This window comes from Streptomyces sp. NPDC044044 (assembly GCF_056434405.1).
The window spans coordinates 77,669-102,735 of the sequence record NZ_JBWKFG010000014.1 but is presented as its reverse complement, the minus strand read 5'-3'; the positions used below and the strand labels follow the sequence as shown (position 1 = coordinate 102,735).

Annotated in this window: 22 protein-coding genes; 20 read left to right on the top strand and 2 right to left on the bottom strand. The window is 68.4% G+C overall.

The window, feature by feature from the left end:
- Positions 1–25 precede the first annotated feature (25 nt).
- On the bottom strand, positions 26–1,009 hold the full coding sequence (locus AC07AG_RS40265; RefSeq protein WP_478761831.1) for a BtrH N-terminal domain-containing protein: 984 nt from the start codon (positions 1,007–1,009) through the stop codon (positions 26–28).
- A 246-nt stretch (positions 1,010–1,255) separates the two neighbouring features.
- Between AC07AG_RS40265 and AC07AG_RS40260 the strand changes: the two genes are divergently transcribed.
- The 19 genes from AC07AG_RS40260 (at position 1,256) to AC07AG_RS40170 (ending at position 19,590) form a co-directional block, all read left to right on the top strand.
- Positions 1,256–1,933: a hypothetical protein gene (locus AC07AG_RS40260; protein WP_478761829.1), complete on the top strand. Its 678-nt coding sequence runs from the start codon at positions 1,256–1,258 to the stop codon at positions 1,931–1,933.
- Positions 1,933–2,973: a hypothetical protein gene (locus tag AC07AG_RS40255; RefSeq protein ID WP_478761827.1), complete on the top strand. Its 1,041-nt coding sequence runs from the start codon at positions 1,933–1,935 to the stop codon at positions 2,971–2,973. Before AC07AG_RS40260 ends, AC07AG_RS40255 begins: the two co-directional genes overlap by 1 nt.
- Before the next feature lie 348 nt (positions 2,974–3,321).
- Positions 3,322–3,636: a hypothetical protein gene (locus AC07AG_RS40250; protein ID WP_478761826.1), complete on the top strand. Its 315-nt coding sequence runs from the start codon at positions 3,322–3,324 to the stop codon at positions 3,634–3,636.
- 1 nt (position 3,637) lies between these two features.
- Complete coding sequence (locus AC07AG_RS40245; RefSeq protein WP_478761825.1) at positions 3,638–4,924, top strand: enoyl-CoA hydratase/isomerase family protein; 1,287 nt, start codon at positions 3,638–3,640, stop codon at positions 4,922–4,924.
- Positions 4,925–5,067: 143 nt separating this feature from the next.
- On the top strand, positions 5,068–5,985 hold the full coding sequence (locus AC07AG_RS40240) for a hypothetical protein (RefSeq protein ID WP_478761823.1): 918 nt from the start codon (positions 5,068–5,070) through the stop codon (positions 5,983–5,985).
- Positions 5,986–6,029: 44 nt separating this feature from the next.
- The gene (locus tag AC07AG_RS40235) at positions 6,030–6,773 is read left to right on the top strand and encodes a hypothetical protein (protein ID WP_478761822.1); all 744 of its coding nucleotides are present in this window, start codon (positions 6,030–6,032) and stop codon (positions 6,771–6,773) included.
- Between the two features lie 229 nt (positions 6,774–7,002).
- Positions 7,003–9,231 (top strand): hypothetical protein, encoded by a 2,229-nt coding sequence (locus AC07AG_RS40230; protein WP_478761820.1) that lies wholly within the window; start codon positions 7,003–7,005, stop codon positions 9,229–9,231.
- Positions 9,221–10,588 (top strand): hypothetical protein, encoded by a 1,368-nt coding sequence (locus AC07AG_RS40225; RefSeq protein WP_478761818.1) that lies wholly within the window; start codon positions 9,221–9,223, stop codon positions 10,586–10,588. Before AC07AG_RS40230 ends, AC07AG_RS40225 begins: the two co-directional genes overlap by 11 nt.
- A gap of 176 nt (positions 10,589–10,764) precedes the next feature.
- Positions 10,765–11,130 (top strand): hypothetical protein, encoded by a 366-nt coding sequence (locus AC07AG_RS40220; protein ID WP_478761816.1) that lies wholly within the window; start codon positions 10,765–10,767, stop codon positions 11,128–11,130.
- Entirely contained in the window at positions 11,127–12,395 is a 1,269-nt protein-coding gene (locus tag AC07AG_RS40215) for a putative T7SS-secreted protein (protein ID WP_478761814.1), read from the top strand. Before AC07AG_RS40220 ends, AC07AG_RS40215 begins: the two co-directional genes overlap by 4 nt.
- Positions 12,392–13,279 (top strand): hypothetical protein, encoded by an 888-nt coding sequence (locus tag AC07AG_RS40210; RefSeq protein WP_478761813.1) that lies wholly within the window; start codon positions 12,392–12,394, stop codon positions 13,277–13,279. Before AC07AG_RS40215 ends, AC07AG_RS40210 begins: the two co-directional genes overlap by 4 nt.
- Positions 13,276–14,034 carry a hypothetical protein gene (locus tag AC07AG_RS40205; protein WP_478761812.1) on the top strand — a complete coding sequence of 253 codons (759 nt, stop codon included), beginning with the start codon at positions 13,276–13,278 and terminating at the stop codon, positions 14,032–14,034. The genes AC07AG_RS40210 and AC07AG_RS40205 overlap by 4 nt, the downstream gene beginning before the upstream one ends.
- A 198-nt stretch (positions 14,035–14,232) precedes the next feature.
- The gene (locus tag AC07AG_RS40200; protein ID WP_478761810.1) at positions 14,233–14,907 is read left to right on the top strand and encodes a hypothetical protein; all 675 of its coding nucleotides are present in this window, start codon (positions 14,233–14,235) and stop codon (positions 14,905–14,907) included.
- Positions 14,898–15,968 carry a hypothetical protein gene (locus AC07AG_RS40195; RefSeq protein ID WP_478761809.1) on the top strand — a complete coding sequence of 357 codons (1,071 nt, stop codon included), beginning with the start codon at positions 14,898–14,900 and terminating at the stop codon, positions 15,966–15,968. Before AC07AG_RS40200 ends, AC07AG_RS40195 begins: the two co-directional genes overlap by 10 nt.
- 354 nt (positions 15,969–16,322) lie before the next feature.
- Positions 16,323–16,613 carry a hypothetical protein gene (locus tag AC07AG_RS40190; RefSeq protein ID WP_478761807.1) on the top strand — a complete coding sequence of 97 codons (291 nt, stop codon included), beginning with the start codon at positions 16,323–16,325 and terminating at the stop codon, positions 16,611–16,613.
- 12 nt (positions 16,614–16,625) lie between these two features.
- Positions 16,626–17,891 (top strand): hypothetical protein, encoded by a 1,266-nt coding sequence (locus tag AC07AG_RS40185; RefSeq protein WP_478761806.1) that lies wholly within the window; start codon positions 16,626–16,628, stop codon positions 17,889–17,891.
- Between the two features lie 55 nt (positions 17,892–17,946).
- Complete coding sequence (locus tag AC07AG_RS40180; protein WP_478761804.1) at positions 17,947–18,375, top strand: hypothetical protein; 429 nt, start codon at positions 17,947–17,949, stop codon at positions 18,373–18,375.
- Positions 18,362–18,988 carry a hypothetical protein gene (locus tag AC07AG_RS40175; protein WP_478761802.1) on the top strand — a complete coding sequence of 209 codons (627 nt, stop codon included), beginning with the start codon at positions 18,362–18,364 and terminating at the stop codon, positions 18,986–18,988. The genes AC07AG_RS40180 and AC07AG_RS40175 overlap by 14 nt, the downstream gene beginning before the upstream one ends.
- Complete coding sequence (locus AC07AG_RS40170) at positions 18,985–19,590, top strand: hypothetical protein (protein ID WP_478761801.1); 606 nt, start codon at positions 18,985–18,987, stop codon at positions 19,588–19,590. The genes AC07AG_RS40175 and AC07AG_RS40170 overlap by 4 nt, the downstream gene beginning before the upstream one ends.
- A 137-nt stretch (positions 19,591–19,727) precedes the next feature.
- Here AC07AG_RS40170 and AC07AG_RS40165 read toward each other — a convergent pair whose 3' ends face one another.
- Entirely contained in the window at positions 19,728–20,030 is a 303-nt protein-coding gene (locus tag AC07AG_RS40165; protein WP_249588461.1) for a WXG100 family type VII secretion target, read from the bottom strand.
- A gap of 309 nt (positions 20,031–20,339) precedes the next feature.
- Between AC07AG_RS40165 and AC07AG_RS40160 the strand changes: the two genes are divergently transcribed.
- Positions 20,340–25,067 carry an FtsK/SpoIIIE domain-containing protein gene (locus tag AC07AG_RS40160; RefSeq protein ID WP_478761799.1) on the top strand — a complete coding sequence of 1,576 codons (4,728 nt, stop codon included), beginning with the start codon at positions 20,340–20,342 and terminating at the stop codon, positions 25,065–25,067.

Below are 25,067 nucleotides of genomic sequence, written 5' to 3'. Positions count from 1 at the left end.
AGCCCAGCCCAGCCCAGCCCAGCCGCTAGAGCATGCTCAGTGCCTGCATCGCCTCGCGTTCGATGCGCGAGAGCTCGTGGAGGAGCGAGCCTGCTTGCACGAGGTGCTTCGCGTCGTCGGATTCGCCCACCGTCGCGACGAGTGCGGCGACCTGTGTCCAGAGGGTGGCGGCCTCGGCGTACAGGCGGTGGCCGGTGCGCAGGTGGCTGCTGTCGATCAGCTGGGCGCACTCGGCGAGGAAGTCCCGGTAGAGGTTGCGGAACAGGGCGCCGCCGGTGCCGGCCTTCTCCATCAGGACCGCGGCCCGCGGCAGGTCCACCCGCGGATTTTCGGTGCGCTGCAACCACTTCGGCACTTGCCTGGCGGCCTTCTCGATGCCCCGGTGGCCCAGGTTCGCGATGGGCGGGTTCAGGAAGGCGTCGGCGCAGGTCTTGATCGCGGGGATGATCCGGTCCTGCGGTGACGTCAGGCTGCTGGGCGCCGTGATCGTGAAGGAGCGGTGCCTTGCGGTCATGGGGCCGCGCTCGGCCCTGGCCCTGGCGAGGGCGGCGAGGCTGGTCGAGACGGCTCCGCCCTGCGGGGCGGTGTCCACCAGGTAGGCGTCCTGTTCGTCGTAGCCGTACATGGCCACGACGTGCCCGCCGAAGTGGACCTTGGTGCTGAAGTAGTCCAGGTGGTAGCTGTCGAGCTGAAGGCCCACCGGCCGACCGGCGTCGATGGGCGCCGCCACGTTCTGCCATGCCTTGCGCGGGGAGGTGGTCTCCTCGACCAGCAGCTCAAGCCCGAGTACGGCGGCCAGGTTCCTGGTGAGCTCGAACGGCTTGACCCGGCCTCCCAGGAAGGGAAAGCCGATGGCTTTGCTGTCCCAGTAGATGAAGGACAGCCCGGAGCCGAGCCCGAACAGCATGGGCTCGGACAGGTCGAGTCCCTCATGCCGCAGGAGCACGCCCAGCGCTGTCGTCTCACAGTGCTGCATGCCGCGGGCATCGATGCCTTTCACCTTGGCCATGCCGCTCATTCTTCCTCTTCCGCCCTTCACGTGCATCGTCTGTCTTCGCGCCTGTGGAGCCTGCCATTCCGGCTATTTGTGACGGGCGAGCCAATTCGTCCCCGCTGCGACCGAACTGGGCGGCTTTGTACGGCCATTCACCTCACGAGACATTCACTACTCGGCATTGTGAAACCTGGCGAATCCATTGACCACTTCAGTACCTTCGGATGGCTTGCAGAACTGTCGCCCCACCGGGAGTCCCACGTGAACCGCAGTCGCACCCTGCCCGTCGCCGTCGTCTCGCTGACGGCAGCCACTGCTCTGCTCCTGACCGGATGCGGGGGTGGGGACGACAAGGACTCGGGCAAGGACAAGATCGCTGGGGCGGATGACGGCGGCAAGAAGAGTGCGTCGCCCAGCGGCAAGAAGAGCGAGGCGCCTGTCGTGGACCGGCCCGAGATGAAGTTTCCCTCGGGCGTGCAGATCGTCTTCGACAAGGCAAACGTGTCGGATCCGGACCAGACCGCTGCCGCGAATGACGCCGGGAACTTCGTGAAGTCGATTCGGTACGGAATCGTGCAGCAGGACACGGAGGACGCGGCGTACAAGTTCTACTCGGAGTATCAGAGCCCGGCCTTCAAGTACGCCAAGGACCAGATCAAGCAGCGCGTCGACAAGGGCTTCACGATCTCCGGGGAAATGCACTTCACCGGCGTCAAGGTCGAGCCCGTGAAGAGCGACAAGTCGGCCGTCGTCACCTTCTGCAGCGACAGCAGCAAGCTGTACAGCAAGGAAGTGAAGTCGAAGAAGGTGCACCACACAGAGGAGAGCATCAGTGACTTCGACTCCTGGCAAGTCCTCATGACCGCTTCCGACAGCAACAAGGGGCTGTGGCGGGCCAAGCAGGTAGAGGTGGCGACCGAGGCGAAGGAGTGCAGGTGATGGTGAGGACAAAGGGCATAGCCCCACTGATACTGGCCGCCGTCAGTTCGTCGCTGATATTCGTCGCCGCGGGGCCCGCAGGTCCCGCGGCGGCCGGTGAGGACGGGCCGTCCAACGGCACCACCTCGGCCGAGAAGAAGGGCGACACCGTAGCCGCCGTAGCCAAGATCACCTACACCTCCACCGGCAACAACAAAGGCGGTGGCGGCCCCGTAGCCTCCGTCGACACCAACTGGACGCCGCCCGGGTGCTGGTACGCGCCGGAGTGGAAGGCCACCGAGTTCCAGGAGTACCGCCAGCGCCTCTACTTCGGCGCCCGGCATGATCCCGACGCACCCCGCGACGTACTCGGTGACATGTCCGATCAGAACCAGGCGTACGCCAAGGACGGCTACAACATCGACAAGGAGAAGGACGGCATGTGGTGGGGGGCTCAGCAGAACCCCAATGCCTCCATGGCCGAGCAGTTCAAGTGCGACAGGGAGCCTTTCTGGGTCGAGAACGGCGAGACCCCTGAGGACGTCCCGCAGGTCATCGATCCGGAGATCCTCGCAGGCCTCGCGTACGAGCAGATCAAGGTCCCCGGCACCAAGGTCACCCTCGCCCCCGACGGCCCCTCCAAGGTGAACCTCCCCACCTGGGCCTGGCTCGACAAGGGTGACTTCAGCCCCGTGTCCGTGACCGCCTCGCTCGACGCCCCCGGACTGCACATCGAGGCGACGACGACCGCGAAGCCCGTCGCGCTCAGCATCAAGCCGGGTACCGAGGACGCCGTGCGGATCCCCGCTTCGGGCAAGTGCGAGCTCAACGACGACGGTTCGATCGGTGAGCCGTACGCGAAGGGCAAGTCCAAGGAGCAGCCGCCCTGCGGCGTCACCTACCAGCGCTCCTCCGGCAACGGCACCTTCAACCTCCAGGCCACCGCCACCTGGGAGATCACCTGGGCCGGCACGGGTGGCGCGGGCGGTGACCTTCCCGACGGCGAGTACGGCAACGATCAGCCGGTCACCGTCGAGGAGGTCCAGTCCGTCAACCGCTGATCAGCAACCGTTGATCAAGTGGGTCCGGTTGGCGGCTCGTCACACGGTCGAGCCGCCACCTTCCCGCTGGGCCACGGGCGTCCGTCGCCTCGTTCCCCGCCGGACCGGGACGCCCAGAAAGTAAATGGAAGCAAAGCGGAAGGCAAAGAAGAAGCAAGATCTCCCGGGTCTGAACAGGCGAGCGTGCACCGGTTCTGCACATACCTCCCCGTCATCCCTCACCTCATAAGCGTTCGCCCTGGCGAATCCCTGCATCCCACAGTTATCGTCGGTCCCGGCGCCCTTCCCGCGCGCCCTGCCAGCCGCCGATGACCGACGATGACCGCCGAGGGGAAACACGCAGCGGACATGAGCGACCTACGCCTCGACGACACGATCTTCGAAGACCTGCGCAAGACCTTCTCCACGGTCAGCGACCGCATGGATGCCGCGCGCCGCGCCCTGCGCAATACCGACGGCTCGGCCGTCGGTGCGGGCAAGCTCGTCGAGGACGTGCACGAGTTCGCCGACGAGTGGGGCTACGGCGTCAAGCAGCTCGGCAAGCACACGCACGGCGCCGTCAAGATGATCGACAAGATCGGCGAGAAGTTCAGCGAGCTGGACCAGGAGCTTGCCGAGTCGCTCAAGTCGTCGAAGGCGGACTCGAAGAAGAAGGGCAAGTGACGTGGCGAAGCGTCCTGCCTTCCCGCACATCGGCTGGGACCCCACCCCTGGGGACGTGACGGACACCCGCGAGCTCGCGAAGAAGCTGGGTGGACTCGCGACGGAACTCGGCGCCGCCGTCCGTGACTTGGAGCGGATCGAGTGCGGGGCCTGGAAGGGCAAGACCGCCCTCGCCTTCACCGAGTACATAGGACAGGACGTCACGCCGCTCGTCCGCAAGAGCCACGAGTCCTTCGACAAGGCCTCCCGGGCGCTGCACAAGTGGGCCGGTGAACTCCAGGACTTCCAGGACGAGGCGGACCGGCTCGAGAAGTCGGCCGGGGAGAAACTCGACGCGCGGGAGAAGGCCGAGACCAAGGCCGAGGGCAAGGGGAGCGAGGAGCTCGGCAAGGCCTCCGGTGACGTCGACGAGGTCACCGGCAAGGTTCATGACCTCGAGGACCGGTACGCGCGTGCCGCCGGGCGGATCAGCAAGGAGCTCGACAAGGCCGGGGACATCGCCCCGGACGAGCCCGGCTTCTGGGACAAGCTCACCAAGGGGGTCGCTGACGCGTGGGACGCCACGGGTCAGTGGATCAAGGATCACGCCGACATGATCGCGCTGATCGGCGATCTGCTGAGTGACCTCACCGCGGTGCTGGGCCTGCTGGCCATCATCACGCTCCCCTTCCCGCCGCTCGCGGCGATCTTCGGTACGGCCGCGCTGATCGCGAGCGGGCTCGCGCTGGCGGCGCACGGAATCGCCAAGGCGGCTGGCGCGGACGTGAGTTGGATGCAGATCGGGATGGACGCGGTGGGGTTGATGCCGGGCATCGGGGCGTTCAGCAAGGGCATCAAGGTGGCCGGCAAGACCTCGAAGCTGGCCAGGAGCGCCGGCCTGGCCAAGGCCGGCAATCTCGGCAAGGGGTTCCAGGCGACCAACATCGGCAAGGCACGCATGCTGATCTCCACCGGTGAGCAGGCGGGTTTCGTCAAGGGCGGGATCAAGCTGCTGCCCGGCAAGGTAGTGCTCGGCGGTATGGCGGACAACGTGTACGAGGTCTCCCATGCCACCAGCGGTCTGGCATCGCGCATGGGCGGAATCGCCAACCAGGGTTACCACGCGGGCCAGTGGCTCGGCTCGAAGGGCGCCAACCTCATCCCGGGGGTGAACATCAACCCCCTTGGGGCCGGTATCGCCATGGACGCAGGCCTCAAGATCTTCCCCAAGATCGAGAGCATCCACCAGCACGTGGGAGAGGCGCTGTTCCCCGGTGACCAGTTCGAGAAATCGGCGGCGGGCGGGTGAGCGTCATGCGGCTGGACATCACGTCGCCGAGCATCGGGCGGCTCGGCTCCCGGCGCGAAGCGTGAGGTCGACGCAGGACGACGGAAACATGCGAACGCACGCCAAAGACCCCAGGATTACCACTTAGGAAGATACTTACCGATATGGACACCTGGCAGCCCGAACCGGGCGAGACGCTCCTCACTCGTGCGTATGTCACCTTCGCCACCGGCCAGGCCACGCGCGTCCGGGGCATGCGCTGGTTTCGCGACACCGAGCGACGTGACATCCAGAGCGAGCTGCCCGGCTGGCCTGAGGGACCCGTGTACGAGGCTCGGTCGACGGGCGGCTCGGTCGCGCGGAACGTCGGCAAAGGCGGACTGATCGCCCTCGGGGGCGCCATCATGGCCGTACTCAGCTCAGCCGGGGGCAATGTCAGCGGCGGCTCGGGGCCGGGGTCGGGCTCCGACACTCCTGACGAACCTGCCGACGAGGTCGAGGACTTCCCCGTGCTGTGGGCCGCCCCCGGCTCCGTCGCCCGCACCCTGCCCTGGCAGCTGGATCCCGCGCGCTCACCCGAGAAGCACTTCCGCACGCACGCGATCGTCACCGATCGCCGACTGGTCGTCGTGGGCTTCCCCTACTCCAAGAAGAACGATCGCCTCATCGAGGACGAAGTGCTCTGGGAGGTCCCGCGCTCCCGGATCAGCCGAGTGGAGCCGAAGCCCTTCAAGGACGGGACTGACGTCAAGGTCATCTTCAGTGACGACTCCTGGTGCAGGCTGCACGCCGTCACGCAGGAGAAGTTCACCCGGTACCTGCGCCATCCCCTCGAACTGATCCCGCTCAACGGCCTCACGCCGGCCCAGCGGGCCACAGTCGAGGCCTTCGTCGCGGCGTCTCCGGCGCCGTCTGAGGCCGGTGCCCCGGTGGTCAGTCGCCGCCCCTGCGGCCACTACGAGGTCTCCTTCATCAGGTCGTACGAAGTCGACTCGTTCTTCGGCCTCTCCGAGAACGACATGACCATGGACGCCGAAGGCGCCGAGGTGGAGTGCGAGGACCGCCACCCCGACGACTTCTAGAACCCGATGCCGCATCCGCTTCCGACCAGGACGGTCCCGCCACGATGACAACCTCCGCCGACTCCACGAGCGGAACGCCGCCCCGTCACGCCGACGAGGAACCCCCGCCCCTCTGGTTCAACGTCCCCGAAGGCTTCTTCGCACTCCCCCTGGCCGCCACTCCCGAGGAACGCGCCCAACGCTCCCAGGAGTTCGTGCGCGGCCTCTACTCCCGCGGCGACGAAAGCATCTGGGAGCCGGCCGCGCCCTATTACGAGGGCCTGGCCGAGCTCATGGCCGGGAACGGCATCTCGTACTCGGCGATGGGGCTCTTCTCCACCGCCGAGGAACCCGAAGGAGCCGCAGAGGGCGAGGACGACGGGGGGCTCGAGGCCCGATACGAAGGCGCCGACGGTGTCGCCCAGTGCGCCTTCACCGTGGCGGCCGTTCCGACGGACCAGTCGGCGAAGGACACCGACATAGCCGCCCAGGGCATCCTCTCGGTCCTCTCCCGAGAGCCGCACAACGACGCACGCTGGCTCGATCTGCCGTGCGGCCCCGCCGTCTCCTGCATCACGCTGACCAAGTACCAGCTCAGTCCGCAAGTGACCGCGTCTGGCGAGGCGGTGGATCTGCTCACCGGGCAGATCCAGGTCCATGTGCCCTTTCCCACCGGCCCGTTCACCGCGATTTTTACGCTCTACACCGCGTCCACGGACTACTGGACCGAGTTCTGCGACATCATGGCGGCCGTTCTCCGCACGGTGAGTTTCACCGAGCCCGTGGAGGACGAGGAAGACATCTTCTGACCCCTCAGGCACCTCGGTGGACGCTGGGCAACCTCCCCCCGGCGAGACCCCCCTCGCCCGCACCGAACCTTCGCCGCCGCACATTCGGCCGCCGGTACGCCTCTCGCCACTCGACGCCCCGGCCGACCCCATGGCCATGCTCCGCAAGCCTTTACGCAGGCCTCCCTCACACTGCCCCGTAACACCGCACCCATGGAAACGCCTCCGTCGCGACAGTAAAGTGCGCCCAATGAATTACGGGGTGGGACGGGTGAGCGTGGCGGGGAACAGTGCCGACGATGCGTGGTCGCGGAGTCCCCATCGCATACCTCGCGTCCGGCCCCGCGTCCGGCCCCGTGGCCGGCGCCGCCCCGCGTGGCTCGCCGCCCTTTGTTCTCTGCTCTGTTCTCTCCTCCTGCTCGGCTTCGGCGCCGCCTCTGCCGCCGCGCAGCCCACGCAACCCACGCAGGACGCGCAGCCCACGCAGGCCGACAAGCCGGGCGGTGCGAACGCACCCACCCAACCCGCCGCCCTCGCCGCCCTCCTGCGCGCCGACCCCGTCTATGTGACCGACCAGCTCCCCCGCGACATCCCCCGCTCCACCGCCCCGCAGTTCAAGAAGCTGGCCCAGCGGACCAAGGTGCCCACCTACGTCCTCGTACTGCCCGATCAGGGCATCGGCAGTGACCGGCTGCTCGCGGCCGTGCATGACCGGCTGGGGCGGGACGGGCTGTATGTGCTCGTCGACGACATGGGCGTCGCCGAGGCCAGCGCCTTCGGGGTGCGGGCGCCCGCCGATGACGCGTCGACCGTCGCGCTCTATGAACTCCCCTACGATGCGGGCCCGTTGCTCAGCTTCGAGCGGTTCACCGACGTCATCGCGCAGGGCGGCAAGAAGGCCGCCGAACGCGCGGAAGCCGCCCGCCAGGAGGACGCCGACGCCCACGGGGAGGAGGAGAAGCTGCACATCGATCCCGTCGATCGCGACAACCAGTCGTTCGTGACCGGGATCGCGCTCAGCGGCGTACCGATCCTGATCGTCGTCCTCGGTCCGTACGTACGCCGCTGGTGGCGCCGTCGCGTGACGGGTGTCGGAGCCGCCCCCAAGACGGCGGGCCCGCCCCATCGCCTCACCGCACGCCGCGTCGAGGCCGGGGCGGCCGTGCTCGCCGCCGGGGCCATCGCCCTCGGCGCCTCGCTCGCCTTCGACCAGGAGACGGCCGACGCCGCGCCGCCGCCCACCGCCTCCGACCTGTCGAGCCGCGTCGAACGTGTCGCCGACGGGCTGCGGAAGGGCGGTCCTGTCTACAGCGATCCCGAGAGTCCGCACGTACTCGACTCCGCGCAGGGACGTGAACTCAAGGAAAAGGTGCGGAAGTTCGGGCGTGGGCCGGTTTTCGTCGCCCTCGTGCCGCAGCTCACCGAGGACGAGTCCGGAGGCGAGCCCGAGCTCTTCGTGGAGGCCGTGCGGCAGAAGATGGGCGCGAAGGGCGACCACGGCGTGTACGTCGTCGCCGATCCCCTCGGCGGTTCCATCGACGTCGTCACCTACGACGTACGCATCGACGCCAATCTCGTCGCCTTCGATCTGCCCGACTCCATCCGCTACGGCGATGACGACGACCGCTCCACCGACCACCGGCTCGGCGAGCGGCTCGACGACCTGATGACGTACCTCGACAAGGCGCCACGCACCGACCGGCCCGAGACCTCCTCGCTCGGCATGGACGACGAGCCGGACCCCATCGAGGAGAACGAGCTCTCCCCGCTCTTCTCCGGCGACTTCTGGCCGGGGCTCATGGTCGGCGCGGTCGCGGCCGGTCTTGTCCTCGGGATCGCTGCCGCGCTGCTCGGCATCCTGCGCCTCGCGGTGCCGGGCCTTCGACGGCCGCGTACGACGTCGCCTCCGTCCGCCACCACGTCCTTCGAGGCTCCCCCAGATCCGTCCCGCGACTATCTGCGCCGCACGGCGCGCGACGAACTCGACGCTCTGGCCCGCGAGTTCGATGCCGCCGACGAGCAGAGCGCGCTCGCGTCCGCCGTCCGTACCCGCGTCTGGGACTGCCTCGACACCGCGACGCTCCTCGCGGACCGCGACCCCGACGGGCACGTCGACGACGACACCACACCTTCCGACCTCGCCGCCGCCGTCGTCCTCGCACGGGCGGGCCGCGGCGCGCTCGTCGGGGCCGACAAGACCTGCTGCGCGCTCAACCCGCTGCACGGCCCGGCCACGGGGTGGCGCGACGCCCAGTACGCGGCGGACGACCAGCGGCTGCGCACCATTCCGGTGTGCGCGCAGTGCCGCGTCCTCGTCGCCGTGCAGCCCCGCCTCGCCTACACGCTCCGGCTGACCCTCCCGGGGGCGCGGCGCGGTGAGCGGGTGCCGTACGAGGAGGCGCCGGGCCCGCTGCCCGCGGCTCGTCACGGAATCTCTCAACTCATCCGCCAGGTAAGGGAGTACGCCGGTGTCCAGTGACGTGAAGCGTCCCCTCGCGACGGCGGCCGTCGCCCTTGTAGCCCTCGTGGCCCTTGTGGCCCTCGTCGCGTCGGTGTCACCGGCCGCCGCGCAGGTGCCCGGGGCTCCCGGAGCGCCCGGAGCGCCGAGTCCGGGCGAGAAGGTGGCCGACGCGTTGCGCAGGTCACCCGTGTACGTCGATGCCGCGTACGCCGGCTCCGTGCCTCCCGCCCGCCAGAAGCAGCTCGTACGGCAGATCGAGAAGACCGGACTGCCGATCAAGGTCGCCTTGGTGCCGATCGTGCAGGGCGACGCGTACGGCGGTGAGGCCGACGCCTTCGCGGAGGTCGTGCACGACCGCATCGACCGCCGCGAGCTCGTCCTCGTGACGGGCGGCGACAGGTGGACCGGCGATCTGCACGGCTTCGAGTGGCCGAGTGAGAAGCACCAGGCCCGCGACGCGGTGGGCGCGGTCGGCTTCCTTGACGAGATGAAGGACGCGGGGCTCGCGGAGCAGACGGAGAAGGCGATCGAGCTGATCGCGGAGGGCGACGGCACGAAGGTGTACGAGGACGCCACGGAGCATCTGGGGGACGGTGACGGCGGAGACGGAACCGGAAGCCTCCCGCGTGAGGACGCCGACGGTGCGGGTGACGGCGGCTCCCCCTGGCTGCTGCCGGTCGCGGTCGCCGTCGCTCTCGCCCTGGCGGCCGGGGCGCTGCTCGCGTTCGTGGGCGTACGCCGCCGGAGGCGCGGCCACTCCCGACGCTACCCGAGCGCCACCGGCTCGCCCTTCGCGTTCCCCCAGGCGGTGTTCGCGGCGGCGCGTACGGCGGACGAGGCGGCACTGCGCCGCCAGACGGAGGCGGAGGTCCTCGCGCTGGGCGAGGCGGTCCAGGCGGCGGACACCTCAACTCCCGGCCTGCACCGCGCACTTGACGCCTACGCCGCAGCGGGCACGGTCCTGGACGCGGCGCGCGGCCTGCCGGACCTGGCGGGCGTGCTGGCCCTGGTGACGGAGGGCCGGGACGCGCTGGACGCGGAGGGCTCCACGGCATCGCCGCTCCCCCTCTGCTTCTTCAATCCCCTGCACGGCCGCGCCGACCTCCGCATCCGGTGGCGCCCCCTGGGGCGGCGCGATCAGCTGCACGTCGCGGCATGCGAGGAGTGCGGGGCGGCGGTCCGCGCCCGCCGGGCGCCGGAGGTACTCACGGACAAGGGCCCCGAGGGGCGCAGGGTGCCGTACTTCGAGGTGCCGGGTGAGCGGAGCGTGTGGGCGGCCACGGGGTACGGGTCGCTGATCCTGGACGCGGAGGGCGAGAGGGATGGGCTTGCGGCTCGGGTGGGGCGGGGGGACTTTTCGCGGGGGCGGGGCTGAGAGTGGGGGCGGGGCTTGAGGGCGGGGGCGGGGTAGGGGCTTAGGGGGGGGCGAGGTTTGTTCGTCCTCCCCTTCGTGAGAGAACCCGTAAACGCCGCGTCAATTCCGCATCAGCCCAGCATCAAGGCCGCACCGAGAATGGCCTGAACTCCGCACCTCCGTAGTCCACTTACGTCATGAGTGACCTCTACATCGACTACGCCATGCTGGAGCAGACCCAGCGCGACATCGGGAACATCTCCGACGTCATGAAGAAGCCGTGCCGCGAGATGGAAGAAGTCGACGGCGCCTCGATGGGGGTCCTGAAGCTGGCCAGGCGCATGGACGACTTCGGTGAGGAATGGTCCTACGGGATCAAGGAGTTGGCGAAGTTCTCCAAGTCCGCGTCGAAGGCTCTCGGCAAGATCAAGAAGAGCTTCGACGATCTGGACGAACAGATCGAGACCGAGCTCCGCAAGAAGCCCGAGGGCAAGGGCGAGGGGGAGGGCGAGGGCAAGGGCAAGAGCACGAGCCCGAGCACGAGCCAGGCCAAGGCCGCGTGAGTGGCAACCCGCAGCCGCCGTGGCTGCGCCCCGACCCCGCCGCCGACGCCCGCTTCCCCGCGATCGGCTACTGCCCCTGCCCCGGCGACCTGCGGACCGCCACCGATGTCGCAGGCATCGTGCGCCGCACGGCCAACGCCCTGCGCGACATAGCCCACGTACTGAACGGCACGGGTCGCGGCGACTGGAAGGGCAAGGCGGCGGAGGCGTTCCGGGAGCAGTTCCACGACAACTTCCGGCCCAAGGTCGACGACGCCCGTGACTCCTTCACCCAGGCCGCCCGCTCCCTGGAGGACTGGGCGACGTACATGAAGGAGAAGCAGGACTACGCCGAGCAGCTGGAGGGCGAGGCCAAGCGCGCCGAGGAGCGCGCGGGCGCCGCCCGGAAGGCCGTCGACGGACTGCCGCCGAAGCCGGGTCTGCTGGACATCGCGCAGGACAAGTCCCATGAGGACAAGGCCAGACGGGAGCGGCAGGAGGCGGACCGCAGCGAGAAGGAGAAGGCCGCGCACACGGCCAACGCCGACCTGGAGGAGATCCGGGGGCGGGCCGAGCGTCTGCGGTCCAGCTACGCGGAGGAGGGCGAGGCCGTCGCGGGGCGCCTGAAGCACGCGATGGACATGGCGCCGAACGAGCCAGGGTTCTGGGACAAGGTCGGCAAGGCCATCGGGGACTTCGCCGAGGCGATCGACAAGCTCGACGACATGATCCTCGACGGGATCAAGGACTTCCTCAAGGAGTACTCCTGGGCCTTCGCGTTCATCGGGAACGTGGCGGGCTTCCTGAGCTCGGTCATCGGCCTCCTCTCGCTCGCCTTCCCGGCGCTCGCGGGGCTGAGCCTCGCCCTCGCGGGAGTGGGGCTGCTGGCCCACTACCTCCAGGCGGTGGGCGAGACGGGCAGCTTCGGCAAGGCCCTGACCTCGCCGACGGTCCTCGTCGATGCCGCGGGGCTCGCCTTCGGGGGCGGTGCGTTCGCCGCGATGAAGGGGCTCAAGGGCATGGGGGCGCCCGCGGTCGGACTCTTCAAGACCGTGCTGACGCAGCCGGGGCGGGTCATGGGCGGCACCGAACTCGGCCTGAAGGGCGTGCAGTTCGCGGGCAACTGGGGCGTCAACTCGGTCGGGCTCGGCCCCGGCGGCGCGGCGCAGATCGGCATCGACATCGGCAAGAAGGCAGTACCCGGGGACCAGACGAAGGGTCCCGGCAAGGATGTCTGGCCGGACGCGCTCAACCCGTGGGCACTCAAGGAAGCGGCGAACAAGTGACGACCACACCACACACCGCCGCCCAGGCCGCGGGCTCACCGCCGGTGGCCCCGCGTGAACTGCCAGCCCCGCCTGAACTGCCAGCCCCGCGTGAACTGCCCACCCCGCGTGAACTGCCCACCCCCGTAGGCGAAGTGGGACTCTTCGTGCCGACGGACTGGTTCGACCTGCTCGCCGACGGACACGACGACGAGGCGGCACAGGAGCGTATCGAGCACCTGGTGGCGCAGGCCTACGCACACCGCGACCAGGGCATCCGCGCTTCCATCACCGACACCTTCGCCACGGCACGCCGCCTCTTCCTCGACGACGGCATGATCAGCTGCGGCCTGATCACACTGCCGACCACTCAGGATGACGGGCCGGTGACCTGGCAGATCTGTGCGGGAGTCATCGACGTGAGCCCGCTGGATCCCGACATCAACGCGGGTGAGGTGCTCGCGCGCCACTTCGGCGAACGCCTGGAGGGCAAGCAGGTGTACGTCGAGTCCTTCCCCACGGAGTTGGGCACGGGTTTCGGCCTGGTCTCCCAGCCCGGCATCCACCCTTCCGGCGAGGTGGACACGTTTCCCGAACTCCCTCCGCCCGGCGGGCCTCCGGTGAGCAGCCGGTACGTGGCACAGCTGGGCATGTCGGCGGCGCTGTCCTGCCCGGTGGGGGGCGGGTCGGGCCTCCTGGTCGTGGGCAACTGTCTCGACCCCGAGCAGGTGGTGTCGCTTGCGGCACTGGTGGCGCTGATCTGCGGGAAATCGACGGTGCGTCTGTACGGGAGCGGGACGGGGGCAGGGACGGGGACCGGGACCGGGACCGGGACGGGGACCGGGACGGGGACCGGGACGGGGACAGAGCAGAAGAAGACAGCGCGGGAGGTGGCCCCCGAGTGAAACCGTCGAACGCCGCCCACGAGGACTTCGCGGCCTACGACACCGCGGACAGACCCCGTGGCATCGACACCCGCCGCCCGCCGGCGTGGCTCGCGCGCCTGCTGCGCGGGACGCCTCCGGGCCGGTTCCACACCGCTGTCGCGGTCATCACCTTCGCCGCGGGCGCCATGATCTCCACGGTCGTCAGCCGCTGGCTCGTCCTTCCGGGGATCGCACTCGCCCTGGTCCTGCTCTGGTTCATCGCCATGCTGACGAACCAGCGACTGTGGCCGATGGCGTCCTTCATCTTCGCGACGGCCGCGCTGGTCCTCCTCGGCCTGTTCCTCGTCCAGGACAAGGTCCTCGACGACCGGGGACGGACGGTCGGCGGAGTCGTCGTCGACACGTCACAGAGGGGCGACAGGACATCCTGCCGGGTCCGGTTCGACGACGGACGCGTGGCGGAAGGTCCGATGGGCGGCTGCCGGGGTACGGGTGTCGGCGAACGCATCCGCCTGTACGTGGATCCCGAGGGCGAGGTCGGCCCCAGCAACACCGCCCCCGACGTCGCGCTCTGGCTCGCCCTGGCCGCGGCAGCGAACGTCGCTTTCACTGCGTCCGTCTCCTGGTCGACAGCCATCGGCATCCGCCGCGAACGGGCCCGCGAGGCCTGGGAGTTGTCCAACACCCCCGCACCTTTCGCGCCACCACCACCACCGCCACCACCGTCTCCGCCACCGTTTCCGCCCTCGCCTCCCCCGCCCGGCCACCACTGAAGAACCTGGCCATGCGCACTGAGGCCTGCGCCGCCCCCTTCGCGCTTGAGGGCGGGGAGTCCCCTCCTCCGCGTCACGACACGATGACAGTCCGCCGGAATCAGCTGAGTTGAGCCGATATCGAACCTGGCGGAACCAACAACCCCACGGATAGCGTCAGCCTGCTGGAGACACCCCTCGCCCCACCGGGAGCCGACCGTGAATCGCCGCACCATGCCCGTCACCGCCGCGCTCGCCGCGACCGCTGCCCTGCTCCTGACGGCGTGCGGCAGCGGGGACGACGGCAAGTCCAAGGACAACGACAAGATCGCCGGCGCCGACCAGGGGGCCGACAAGCCGAAGAAGTCGCCCGACTCGTCGGGCGCACCGGCGGAGGACGAGTCGGACGGCGTCGACCTGACGCTGCCCAAGGACATCGACCTTGTCTTCGACTGGGGCAAGCCGCAGGACAAGACCGAGGCCGCGGCGCTGGACGACGCCCGGCACTTCGTGCAGTCGATCTACCGGGGCGTCGCCGAGCAGACGGTCAAGGACCCGGCCGTCGCCACGTACGCGACGGACAAGGGGCTCACTTACGCCCGCACCCAGATCCAGGGCCGCGTCGACGCGGGGCTGACCTCCACCGGCACGCGACGCCACTTCCAGGAGAAGACCCGGAAGTCGCCCAACGGCAACGCGGTCGAGGTCTCGTTCTGCGTGGACTCCAGCAAGTTCTACTCAAAGGAAGTGAAGTCGGAGAAGGTCCGCAAGGGGGCACCCGGAGCGGCGTCGTACGACTTCTTCAAGATCGTTATGTCCAAGTTCCCGGGGAAGGACGACTTGTGGCGCGCTTCACTCGTGTACGTGACGGAGAAGGCAGACCAGTGCGCGTGAACCGAGCCGCGACCGCCTGCCTCTCGCTGTCCCTCGTCATCAGTGGTCTTCTGGCGGGCGGGGTCGCCCACGCCGACGAGGACTTCGGCAACGGCAAGGGCGGCGCCAAGGAAGAGGGTGGCAGCGACAAGACCGGCATCTACGCCGCCGCCAAGGTCCAGTACTCAGGAGCCGTCACCAAGAACGGCGGCAGCGGAAACGTCTCTTCCGCCGACGTCAACTGGGACCCGCCGCCCTGCTGGTACGCCCCGTACCTCGGTGCCAAGGACTTCAAGAAGAAGATGTCCGCCGACATCGAGGACCAGCTGAACACTCCCGGCTTGGGTTCGGGGGGAACCGCCCTTGGCCAGCTCAAGCGCCACTACGAGGACGACTACGGCTGGACCGACACCCCCGGCTACAAGGACTACAACGTCGACAAGGACGGCGAGGGGATGTTCTGGGCAGGTGTCGAGAACCCCAACGAGCCGGACGCGCTCAAGCGGATGTCGTGCAGCGACATCCCCTTCTGGGTCGACAACGGCGAGCCCGCGCCGCCCCAGTACGAGGAGGCCATCACGCCGGAGATCCTCGCGGCGCTCGCCTACCAGCACATGGAGCTGCCCGGCACCAAGGTCACCCTCGCGCCCGAGGGCGTCACCAAGGTGAACCTGCCGACGTGGGCCTGGCTCGACAAGGCCGTCTTCGACGACGTGAAGGCGACGGCGGCCATCAACGTCCCCGGCTTCAACCTCGAGGCGACCACGACCGCCACCCCCAAGTCGCTCACTCTGAACCCCGGCACCAAGGACGCCACCACCATCCCCGCCAACGGTGAATGCCCCATCGTCGACGGCAGGATCGGCGAGCCCTACGCCAAGGGCAAGTCCAAGGAGACCCCGCCCTGCGGCATCACGTACCGCCGTTCGTCCGGCGGCGAGACGTACCCGCTCAAGGCCTCCCTCACCTGGGAGATCAGCTGGACGGGCACGGGCCAGGCGGGAGCGGTCGGCATGCCCGACGGCACCATCGAGGCGGTCCAGGACATCACCGTCGAGGAAGTCCAGTCCGTCAACCGGTAGCCCAGACACCCCCGCCTTGGGGGGCAGCACCACGGACTTCTACGGGTCACCCGGAAGAGCGGCCACCGCCTCGGCGTTTCCAGCAGCCGATGCACTGGCAAACCTGACTACTCACGTCGACCCCGGCAGCCGCACGGCGGCCGGGGTCTTCGGCTGTCATACCCGCCGTCACGCGTTTGCTGTGCCCTTCGCATCACGACACGATGACAGTGCACCGAGATCTGACGGCTTGCCCGGTTATGGGCCCTGGCGGAACCAGCAGCCCTCTGGATAACGTCGGCCCGATGGAGACACCCATGCCCCACCGGGAGCCGACCGTGAGCCGCCGCCGCACCGCGCTCGAGGAGCGCCGACATGACTGACCTCGGTGTGGACTACGACTACCTGTACACGATCAAGAAGGACCTGGGAACAGTCCGCAGAGAGTTCAAGAACTGCTCCGGACATCAGGACGACCTGCGCGACGAGTACGGATCTCCTTTCGTCTCGGGGGCCATGGAGGAATTCACCGACAACTGGGACGACCACCGCAAGGAAATGCTGGGGAACATCGAAAAGGTCGGCAAGCTCGTCGAGCAGGCGATCGAGAACTTCGAGAAACTCGACAAAGAACTCGCCGAGGCGAACAAGCGCAAGAAGAAGTGAGGGAGAACGCCCGTGGCTGGCCGTCCGGTCGATTGGTCCCCGATTGCCGAATCAGACCCGACTCCAGGTGATCCAGACGCGGTTCGCCTGGAGGCGAAACGGCTCTCGACCATTGCGGAGACCCTGGCTCGGCAGGTCAAGAAGCTTCGCGAACTCGGTGATGACGACAACATCAAGGGCAAGTACGCGAATAGCCTGAAGGAAGAGTCCGACGAACTCGCAGGGCGCTTCGAAAAGACCAAGGGGCGCTACGAGAAGGTATCGGGCCATCTGAAGACCTGGGCCACCGAGTTGGAGCATGCCCAGGGTCTGGCCAAGAAGGCGCGTGACAAGGCCCAGGCCGACGAGAAGGACGAGGACGCCGTAGAAGATGCGCGTCAGCTGCTCTTCACCGCCACCTCTCACTTCAACACCCATGCGATCACGGCGCGCACGAACATCCGGGACGCGATCGACGACGCAGTGGAGGACAGCCCTTGGGATGACCTGGTCTCCTGGGCCAAGGAGCACGCGGAGGGATTCAAGCTCTTCCTCGATGTGCTCAGTTGGATCGGGACCGCCTTGGCCATCGCCGCGCTCTTTGTTCCAGGTCTCAATCTCCTGGTCATCGGAATCGGCCTCTTGGTCGTGGCGGGCCGCGTCGTGTTGGTGAAGGCCGGGAAGGCCACCTGGATGGATGTCGCCTTCGACGCCTTCGGGCTGCTCACCATGGGACTCGGCCGGGGCGCCATGGCCGGGCTCAAGGCCGCGAGCAAGTCGACACGGGCCGCCTCGACGGTGCACAGGGTCACCAAGCTCAAGGACGGACTGCAGGCCACCAAGTCCCTTCGCAACCAACTGGCCAACAGGCTCGCGGGCTCGACCGACGACGCGGCCAAGGCAGCCGTCCGCCAGGAGATGACCGCCCTCCGCAAGGGCATCGCCGGTCGCGCCGGACGTGTGGCCGACGAGATGCCGCCGCCCAGCGGCTGGTCCAAAGCAGCGCACCTCGGGGACGAGGAGCTCGCCTCCTTGCGCCAGGGGATCAAGCACAACAAGGCGCTGTTCGGCGAGGGAGTGTCATCGGGCACCAAGCTGGGCGGAAATGCCGCCTACAGCACCGCCATGGGATCCGCCTACGCCGGTACGGCCGTCGACTGGGGAGACAAACTGCTGGGTGACAACGACACCTTGAACGCCGCGAGCGACGGCCTGGGCCTTCCGCACAAACCCAGCTGGGAGGGCTACAACGACTTCAAGGCCAGCCACGGAGTGAGGCAGGCAGTGTCCGTCTGGTGAACACACGCAGCAGGCCATTCCGTGAGGGAAACGCAAGGAACCAGGAGCCGCTCACATGGTGGACAACAGAACGGTCGGTGCGGTGAGTAGCCTCTCGTCCGATGACCGAGTGGTGATCAGGAACGCGCGGATCGCCATCGTGACGCCGCTCGCCTTTCTCGTCATCGCCATTATCGGCGGGGTCCTCATCTCGTCAGAGGCCATTCCGAGATCACTCAGTGGTGTCTTCCGCGTCCCGGGACGGGTCCTGCCGTTGCTGGCTGTCGCCGCCCTGACCGCCGGCGTCGTCGTTCTCCACAACCGAGGCAGATGGCGCAAGGAATTCGTCCGCTACTTCGCAGGCGGTGGCCTCGCACAACTCGCCCCGCTGCTGCTGCTGATGCACCACATTCCCGCGGTACTCATCGCGCCTCTGTTGCCCGCAGCCGTCACGCTCGCCTATGCGGCGCGCCATCGAAGGAGCCGCCGCGATGCCGCCGGATGACACGATGAACGCATGTGGCTACACCCTCATCATTCCTCCGGGATGGACGAGAATCCCGCTGAAGGAAGGCACCGAGGAGGCGGTCAAGGAAATCGTCGACGAGGCCGCCGAAAGGATCTCCGGCGATCTGCCCCGGGACAAGGTGACCAAGGCGCGGCTGGAGCTGTACCGACGGCTGAACTCGTCGGTCAAGGAAGCACAGCGACGGGACGGTGTGGATCTCTACCTTCCCGTGGAGCCCATGCACGGGCTCCTCGTCGCCGCTTCCATCATCGTGGCCAAGATCGACACCGCGCCGCGCGACGGGGCCGGCCGACAGGACGTACTGACGCAGTTGCTCACCGATTCCACGGAGACCGAATCCGTGGAGGTGGCGGGCTCGGCGGCCGTACGCAGAGAGCGGACGGTGGACGCAGACCCGCAGAAGGGCGCCGAAGCTCCGTCCAGACACGTCGATTACATCGTGCAAGTACCGTCCTCCGGTGCGGATTCCGGCTGGGTCGTCGTCAGTTTCAGCACGATCGGTGACGGAGATCCCGCAAGCGACGTCACCGAAATCCTCGTCGAACTCTTCGACGCCGTCATGACCACGTTCCGCTGGAGGACCGAGTGACCGTCACTTTCTCCCTCGACTCGGACAGCGACGCCACCGTCTGGCCCGCCATGCCCGTTCTCGGCGAAGGACGGGGGGCCGCGCGGGAGCGCAAGAGGTGGGCCCGCCGTACATCGGAACTGCTCTGGTCACTCGTCGAAGATGAACCCGTCGACAAGAAGCAGGTCAAGATGCTGGCCTTCGAGCTGGACTCCGCTGCCGAACTGATCCCCCGCACGATTCCGGTGCACCAGATCTTTCTCTACGTGCCGGATCCCCGCCGGGAGTTCCTCACTTTCCTCGTGCACGCGGGCCCGAGCGAGGGAGACGTCGACTCGAAGCTGGAGGAGCTCGTCCAGAAGAACGAGCCGGGGGCCGCCCAGGACCCTGAAGTCATTGATTTCGACACCGTGCGCTTGGGCCGGGGCATGCGCTCGGTGCGCTTCTTCGTCGCGGCCAAGGCCGGCGCCATGTGCTGCTCGGTGAACTACGCCTGGCGCATCGAGGCGCTCGGCATCGATGTGATCGTGCGAACCCTCAGCGAGGACATCGGGTGGATCACGTCGAACATCGACGAGTTCGACGACTTCGCCCGGAGTCTCTTCGTCAATCTGGACACATAGCGCAGGGCTCAGCGGTCAGACGCCCGGCGGTGCGCGGCTCCGCTTCCCGTGTGGTCCGCGAAACCGGCCCGGTGGGGTGAACCACCACCTCGTGGCGGTTCACCCCACCGGAATACCTCACCAGCTCAAGGGCGTGACTACTTGCCCTTGACACCCCTCGCGAGGTCGTCATCCAGGTCCTCGTACGCCTTCGCGGCGCTGGTCAGGAACTTGCCCATGCCCGTGAGGCCCTCGATGGTGTCCTTTGCGCCCTTCTTGAACTCCTTGAAGGAGTCCTCGAAGGCCTGCGAACCCTTGCGAGTCGTGTAGCCGTTCTTCACCAGGTTCTCGATGAAGCGCTCGAGAGCGTCGAGCTTCTCATCGATCTTGTCCTTGGCGTCGTTCAGCTTGCCCGCCGCGGTCCGCATCTCCTCATATGTGATATCGGCGTCTTTGGCCATGTGGCTTCACATCCAATCCAACTCGCCGCAGGGCCATCCCCCTTGGCTCCTCAGTACGGGTCGCTCGAAGGCCGTGTGACCACTCGTACGATCTTCCGCTCTTGGGTCAGCAGCTTACGGGTGGGGCAGAAGTGAGCACACCCCGGTTGAGTCACAGGTCTGCTATGAGCTCGTGCACAGCCCGTTGCCTGCGGGAAGGGTGGAGCGGCTATCGTCACAGGAACTGTGGACAGCCTCACAGGCACTGTGGACCAGCCCATGTGACCGCCTTCCGGAAGCGGTCGCTCAGGGCTGAAGGGGAGGACGATCGTGCGCCTGACTCTGACCGTCGTCGATCCGCTCGGCGGCGCCAACGCCGACGTCGTGCTCGACGCCGATCCTGAGTCCTCCGTGGGGGACATCGCCAAGGAGCTGGCCTCACATGTGGGGTACGGCGGCGGCGACGCGCAGATCATCCCCATCGGCGGGCACCAACTGCAGCCGGGGCCAGGCCAGGGCGGGGCGCCGATCGTCTTCGTGGACGGCTATCCCATCGACGCCGCCGCGACCATCGGGACGTCGCCGCTGCGCGAGGGCGCCGTCGTCAGCCTGCACGACCCCGCCGGGTGCCTGCCCGGTGAGCCCACCGGTCTGGTCGAGTTGCGCATCGCCGGCGGGCCCGTGGCCGGCGCCGTGCACCGGCTCGGGATCGGGCGCTACGACATCGGCAGCGGACCCGCCTCGTACATCCGCATCGACGATCCGGAACTGCCCGCGCGCGCACTGACGTTGTCAGTTGCAACCGATGGCACCTGCCAAGTCGCCGTACATGGGGATATAGACGGCGTAACTCTCGAAGGCAAGCCGTTCGGTGAAGTCGAGGAGAGCGAAAAGGGCGAGGCGGACGAGAAGGACAAGAAGGGGAGCAAGAGGAGTAAGAGGAGTAAGAGGAATAAGGCCGACAAGGCCAGCAAGGGGAATCGCGGTGGCAAGGACGGGGAAAAGCGCGACCGGGGAGAGTGGCCGCTCGGTGCTCAGATCGCCATCGGCAATACCCTTCTCGAACTCGACCGTTATGCCCCGCCCAATGCCGCTCTGAAATGGTCGGAGGACGGCACAGGACTCGATTACAACCGGCCGCCCCGACTCCGTCCGCCCGAGCGCCAGACCAAATTCAAGCTGCCCAATCCGGTACGTGATTTCGAGGCCCGGCCGCTGCCCTGGCTGATGGCGCTCACGCCGCTCGTCGGTGCGCTCGTATCGGTGATGATCTTCCAGCGCTGGTACTACCTGATCATGGCGGCGCTCAGCCCGCTCATCCTGTTCGGCAACTACTTCATGGACAAGAAGCACGGGCGCAAGTCCCATGCCAAGCAGGTCAAGGAGTACAACGAACACAAGGAGCGGATCGAGAAGGACGCCCAGGAAGCCCTCGTCGCCGAGCGGCTCGACAAGCGGCAGGCCATTCTCAGCCCGGCCGGGATCCTCTCCCTGAGCACGGGTCCCCGTACGCGGCTGTGGGAGCGGCGGCGTACCGACGAGGACCATCTGCTGCTGCGCGTGGGCACCGGGCGGCTCGACTCCGAGGTCGTGCTCGACGACCCCGAGCAGGACGACCACAAGCGCGAGGTCACCTGGAAGATCGAGGACGCGCCCGTCGCGCTCTCGCTGCGCAAGCTCGGCGTCATCGGCATAGCCGGGCCCGGCGACTCCGCGCAGGCGCTCGGCCGCTGGGCGGTCGCGCAGTCCTCGGTGCTGCACAGCCCCCTCGACGTCCAGTTCTACGTACTGACCGAGAACTCCGCACGCGAGACCTGGGACTGGACGCGCTGGCTGCCGCACTCGCGGCCCGCAGGGGCGCAGGACGCCAACGTGCTGATCGGCACGGACGCCGAGACCGTCGGCTCCCGCATCGGTGAGCTGACCCAGATCCTCGCCGCACGCCAGAAAGCCGCCAAGGAGAACAACAACCGGCAGGGCGGGGCCTCCTTCGGCGACCCCGACATCGTGGTCGTCTGGGACGGGTCACGGCGCCTTCGGTCCATGCCCGGTGTGGTGAAGCTGCTGCGCGAAGGGCCCTCCGTGTCCATGTTCGCGCTCTGCCTCGACGCCGAGGAGCGGTTCCTGCCCGGCGAGTGCCAGGCCATCGTGATCGCCGAGCCGCGCCCCGAGGAGATCAGCCTGCCCGCCCGGCCCGCGTCCGGCGGCCGGACGCCAGCGCCGCCCGCCCCCGGCGGCTTCCCCTCCTTCCAGGCCTGGCACTCCACCGAGGCCGACGACAGCGAGGAAGGCGCCGAGAAGCCCCTCGAACTGCGGCTGCGCGTCGAGCAGACGGGCGCCGCCCGCATCCGCTCCGTACGCCCCGACTTCGTGTCCCCCGCCTGGTGCGGGCGGCTGGCCCGCGCCCTCTCGCCGCTGCGCGACATCAGCGGCGAGACCGAGGACTCGGCGCTGCCCGGCTCCAGCCGACTGCTCGACGTGCTCCAGCTGGAGCCGCCGACCGCCGACCAGATCACCGCGCGCTGGCGGATGGGCGGCCAGTCGACGATGGCCGTCATCGGTGAGTCGTACGACGGGCCCTTCGGCATCGACATGCGGCGGGACGGGCCGCACGGCCTGATCGCCGGTACGACCGGTTCCGGTAAGTCGGAGCTCCTGCAGACCATCGTGGCGGCCCTCGCCGTCGCCAACACCCCCGAGAACATGACCTTCGTGCTCGTGGACTACAAGGGTGGATCCGCGTTCAAGGACTGTGTGAAGCTGCCGCACACCGTCGGCATGGTCACCGACCTCGACGCGCACCTCGTCGAGCGCGCCCTGGAGTCGCTCGGCGCCGAGCTGAAGCGGCGCGAGCACATCCTCGCCGCCGCCGACGCCAAGGACATCGAGGACTACCAGGACCTCGTACGCCGTGATCCCTCGCACCCGCCGGTGCCCCGGCTCCTCATCGTCATCGACGAGTTCGCCTCGATGGTGCGTGACCTGCCCGACTTCGTCACAGGGCTCGTGAACATCGCCCAGCGAGGCCGTTCGCTCGGCATCCATCTGCTCCTCGCCACCCAGCGCCCGAGCGGTGTCGTGTCCCCCGAGATCCGCGCCAACACCAACCTCCGTATCGCCCTGCGTGTGACGGACGGCGCGGAGTCCAGCGACGTCATCGACTCCCCCGAGGCCGGGCACATCGCCAAGAGCACGCCCGGCCGCGCCTACGTCCGCCTCGGTCACGCCTCCCTCGTCCCCTTCCAGTCGGGGCGTGTCGGTGGCCGCAGGCCCGGCGCCACCGACCCGGCGCTGCTCGCGCCGTGGGCGGGTCCGCTCGGCTGGGAGGACCTGGGCCGTGCCGCCCTGGTGAAGCCCAAGGCCGAGGCGCGCGAGGAGGAGGAGATCACCGACCTCAAGGTCCTCGTGGACGCCGTGCGCGACGCGAACACGACGATGGGCATCCCCGCCCAGCACAGCCCGTGGCTGCCCGCGCTCTCCGAGACGCTGCAGCTCGACGAGATCCCGCTGCCGCCGGTGAGCGACAAGCCGGGTGCGCTGGCTCCCGCTCCGTTCGGCCTGGAGGACATCCCCTCCGACCAGGCGCGCCGCCCGGTCGTGGTCAACTTCGAGACCTTCGGGCATCTGCTCATCGGCGGCGCCCCGCGCAGTGGCCGCTCGCAGATCCTGCGTACGCTCGCGGGCTCCATCGCCCGTACGCACTCGTCGGCCGACGTGCACCTCTACGGCATCGACTGTGGCAACGGCGCGCTCAACGCGCTGACCCGGCTTCCGCACTGCGGCGCCGTCGTCAGCCGTAACCAGACGGAGCGCGCGGTGCGCCTGGTCACCCGTCTCAAGGGTGAACTGACGCGCCGCCAGGACCTGTTGGCCGACAAGGGCTTCGCCGACATCGGCGAGCAGCGGGCCGCGGTGCCCGAGGAGGAGCGGCTCGCGCACATCGTCGTGCTCCTCGACCGCTGGGAGGGCTGGCTGCCGACCCTCGGCGAGTATGACCACGGCGAGCTGACCGACGAGCTGCAGGCGATGATGCGCGAAGGCGCGAGCGTCGGCATCCACCTGGTCATCACCGGTGACCGCCAGGTCCTCATCGGCCGCATGGCCTCGCTCACCGAGGACAAGTACGGCCTGCGGCTCGCCGACCGCTCCGACTTCTCGATGCTCGGCATGAACGCGCGCAAGGTGCCGGAGGAGATCCCGCCGGGCCGCGGCTTCAAGAACGAGCACGGCACGGAGACGCAGTTCGCGCTGCTCGCCGAGGACTCCACGGGTCAGGGCCAGGCCGCGGCGATCTCCGAGATCGGCGAGGCGGCGGCGGTGCGGGACGCGGACGTGCCGCGCTCGCGCAAGCCGTTCCGCGTGGACAGCCTGCCGAGCCGGATCAACTTCGCCGACGCGTGGGAGATGCGGGACCCCGACGCCTCGCGCTCCAAGCTGTGGGCGCTGGCCGGCATCGGCGGCGACGACATCATGGGCTTCGGACCGGACCTGGCGCAGGGCGTGCCTACGTTCGTGGTGGCCGGGCCCGCGAAGTCGGGGCGCAGTACGACGCTGATGAACCTGGCGCGGTCCTATCTGACGCAGGGGGTACGTCTGGTCATCGCCGCCCCGCGGCCTTCGCCGTTGCGCGAACTGGAAGGCCAGGAAGGCGTACTGAAGGTCTTCAAGGACGACGACATCGAGAGCGACGACTTCAAGGAGGCCGTCGAGTCGGCGACGCCCGATGAGCCGATCGTGTGGATCATCGACGACGGTGAGGTCCTGGAGGACTGCGACGCGGAACGCGAGTTCAAGCGCCTCGTGCAGCGGGGCTCCGAGCGGGGCCTCGGGCTGATCATCGGTGGCGACGAGGAGGAGGTGTGCGGTGGCTTCTCCGGCTGGCAGGTGGAGGCGAAGAAGGGACGGCGCGGAATCCTGCTCTCGCCGCAGGACTCGTCGAGCGGCGAACTGATCGGCATCCGGACCACGCGGAGCATGGTCGGGGGGCCGATCGCGCCGGGGAAGGGCCTGCTGTACACGGGCAGCGGGGAGCCGGTCACCGTGACGACGCCCATGTGA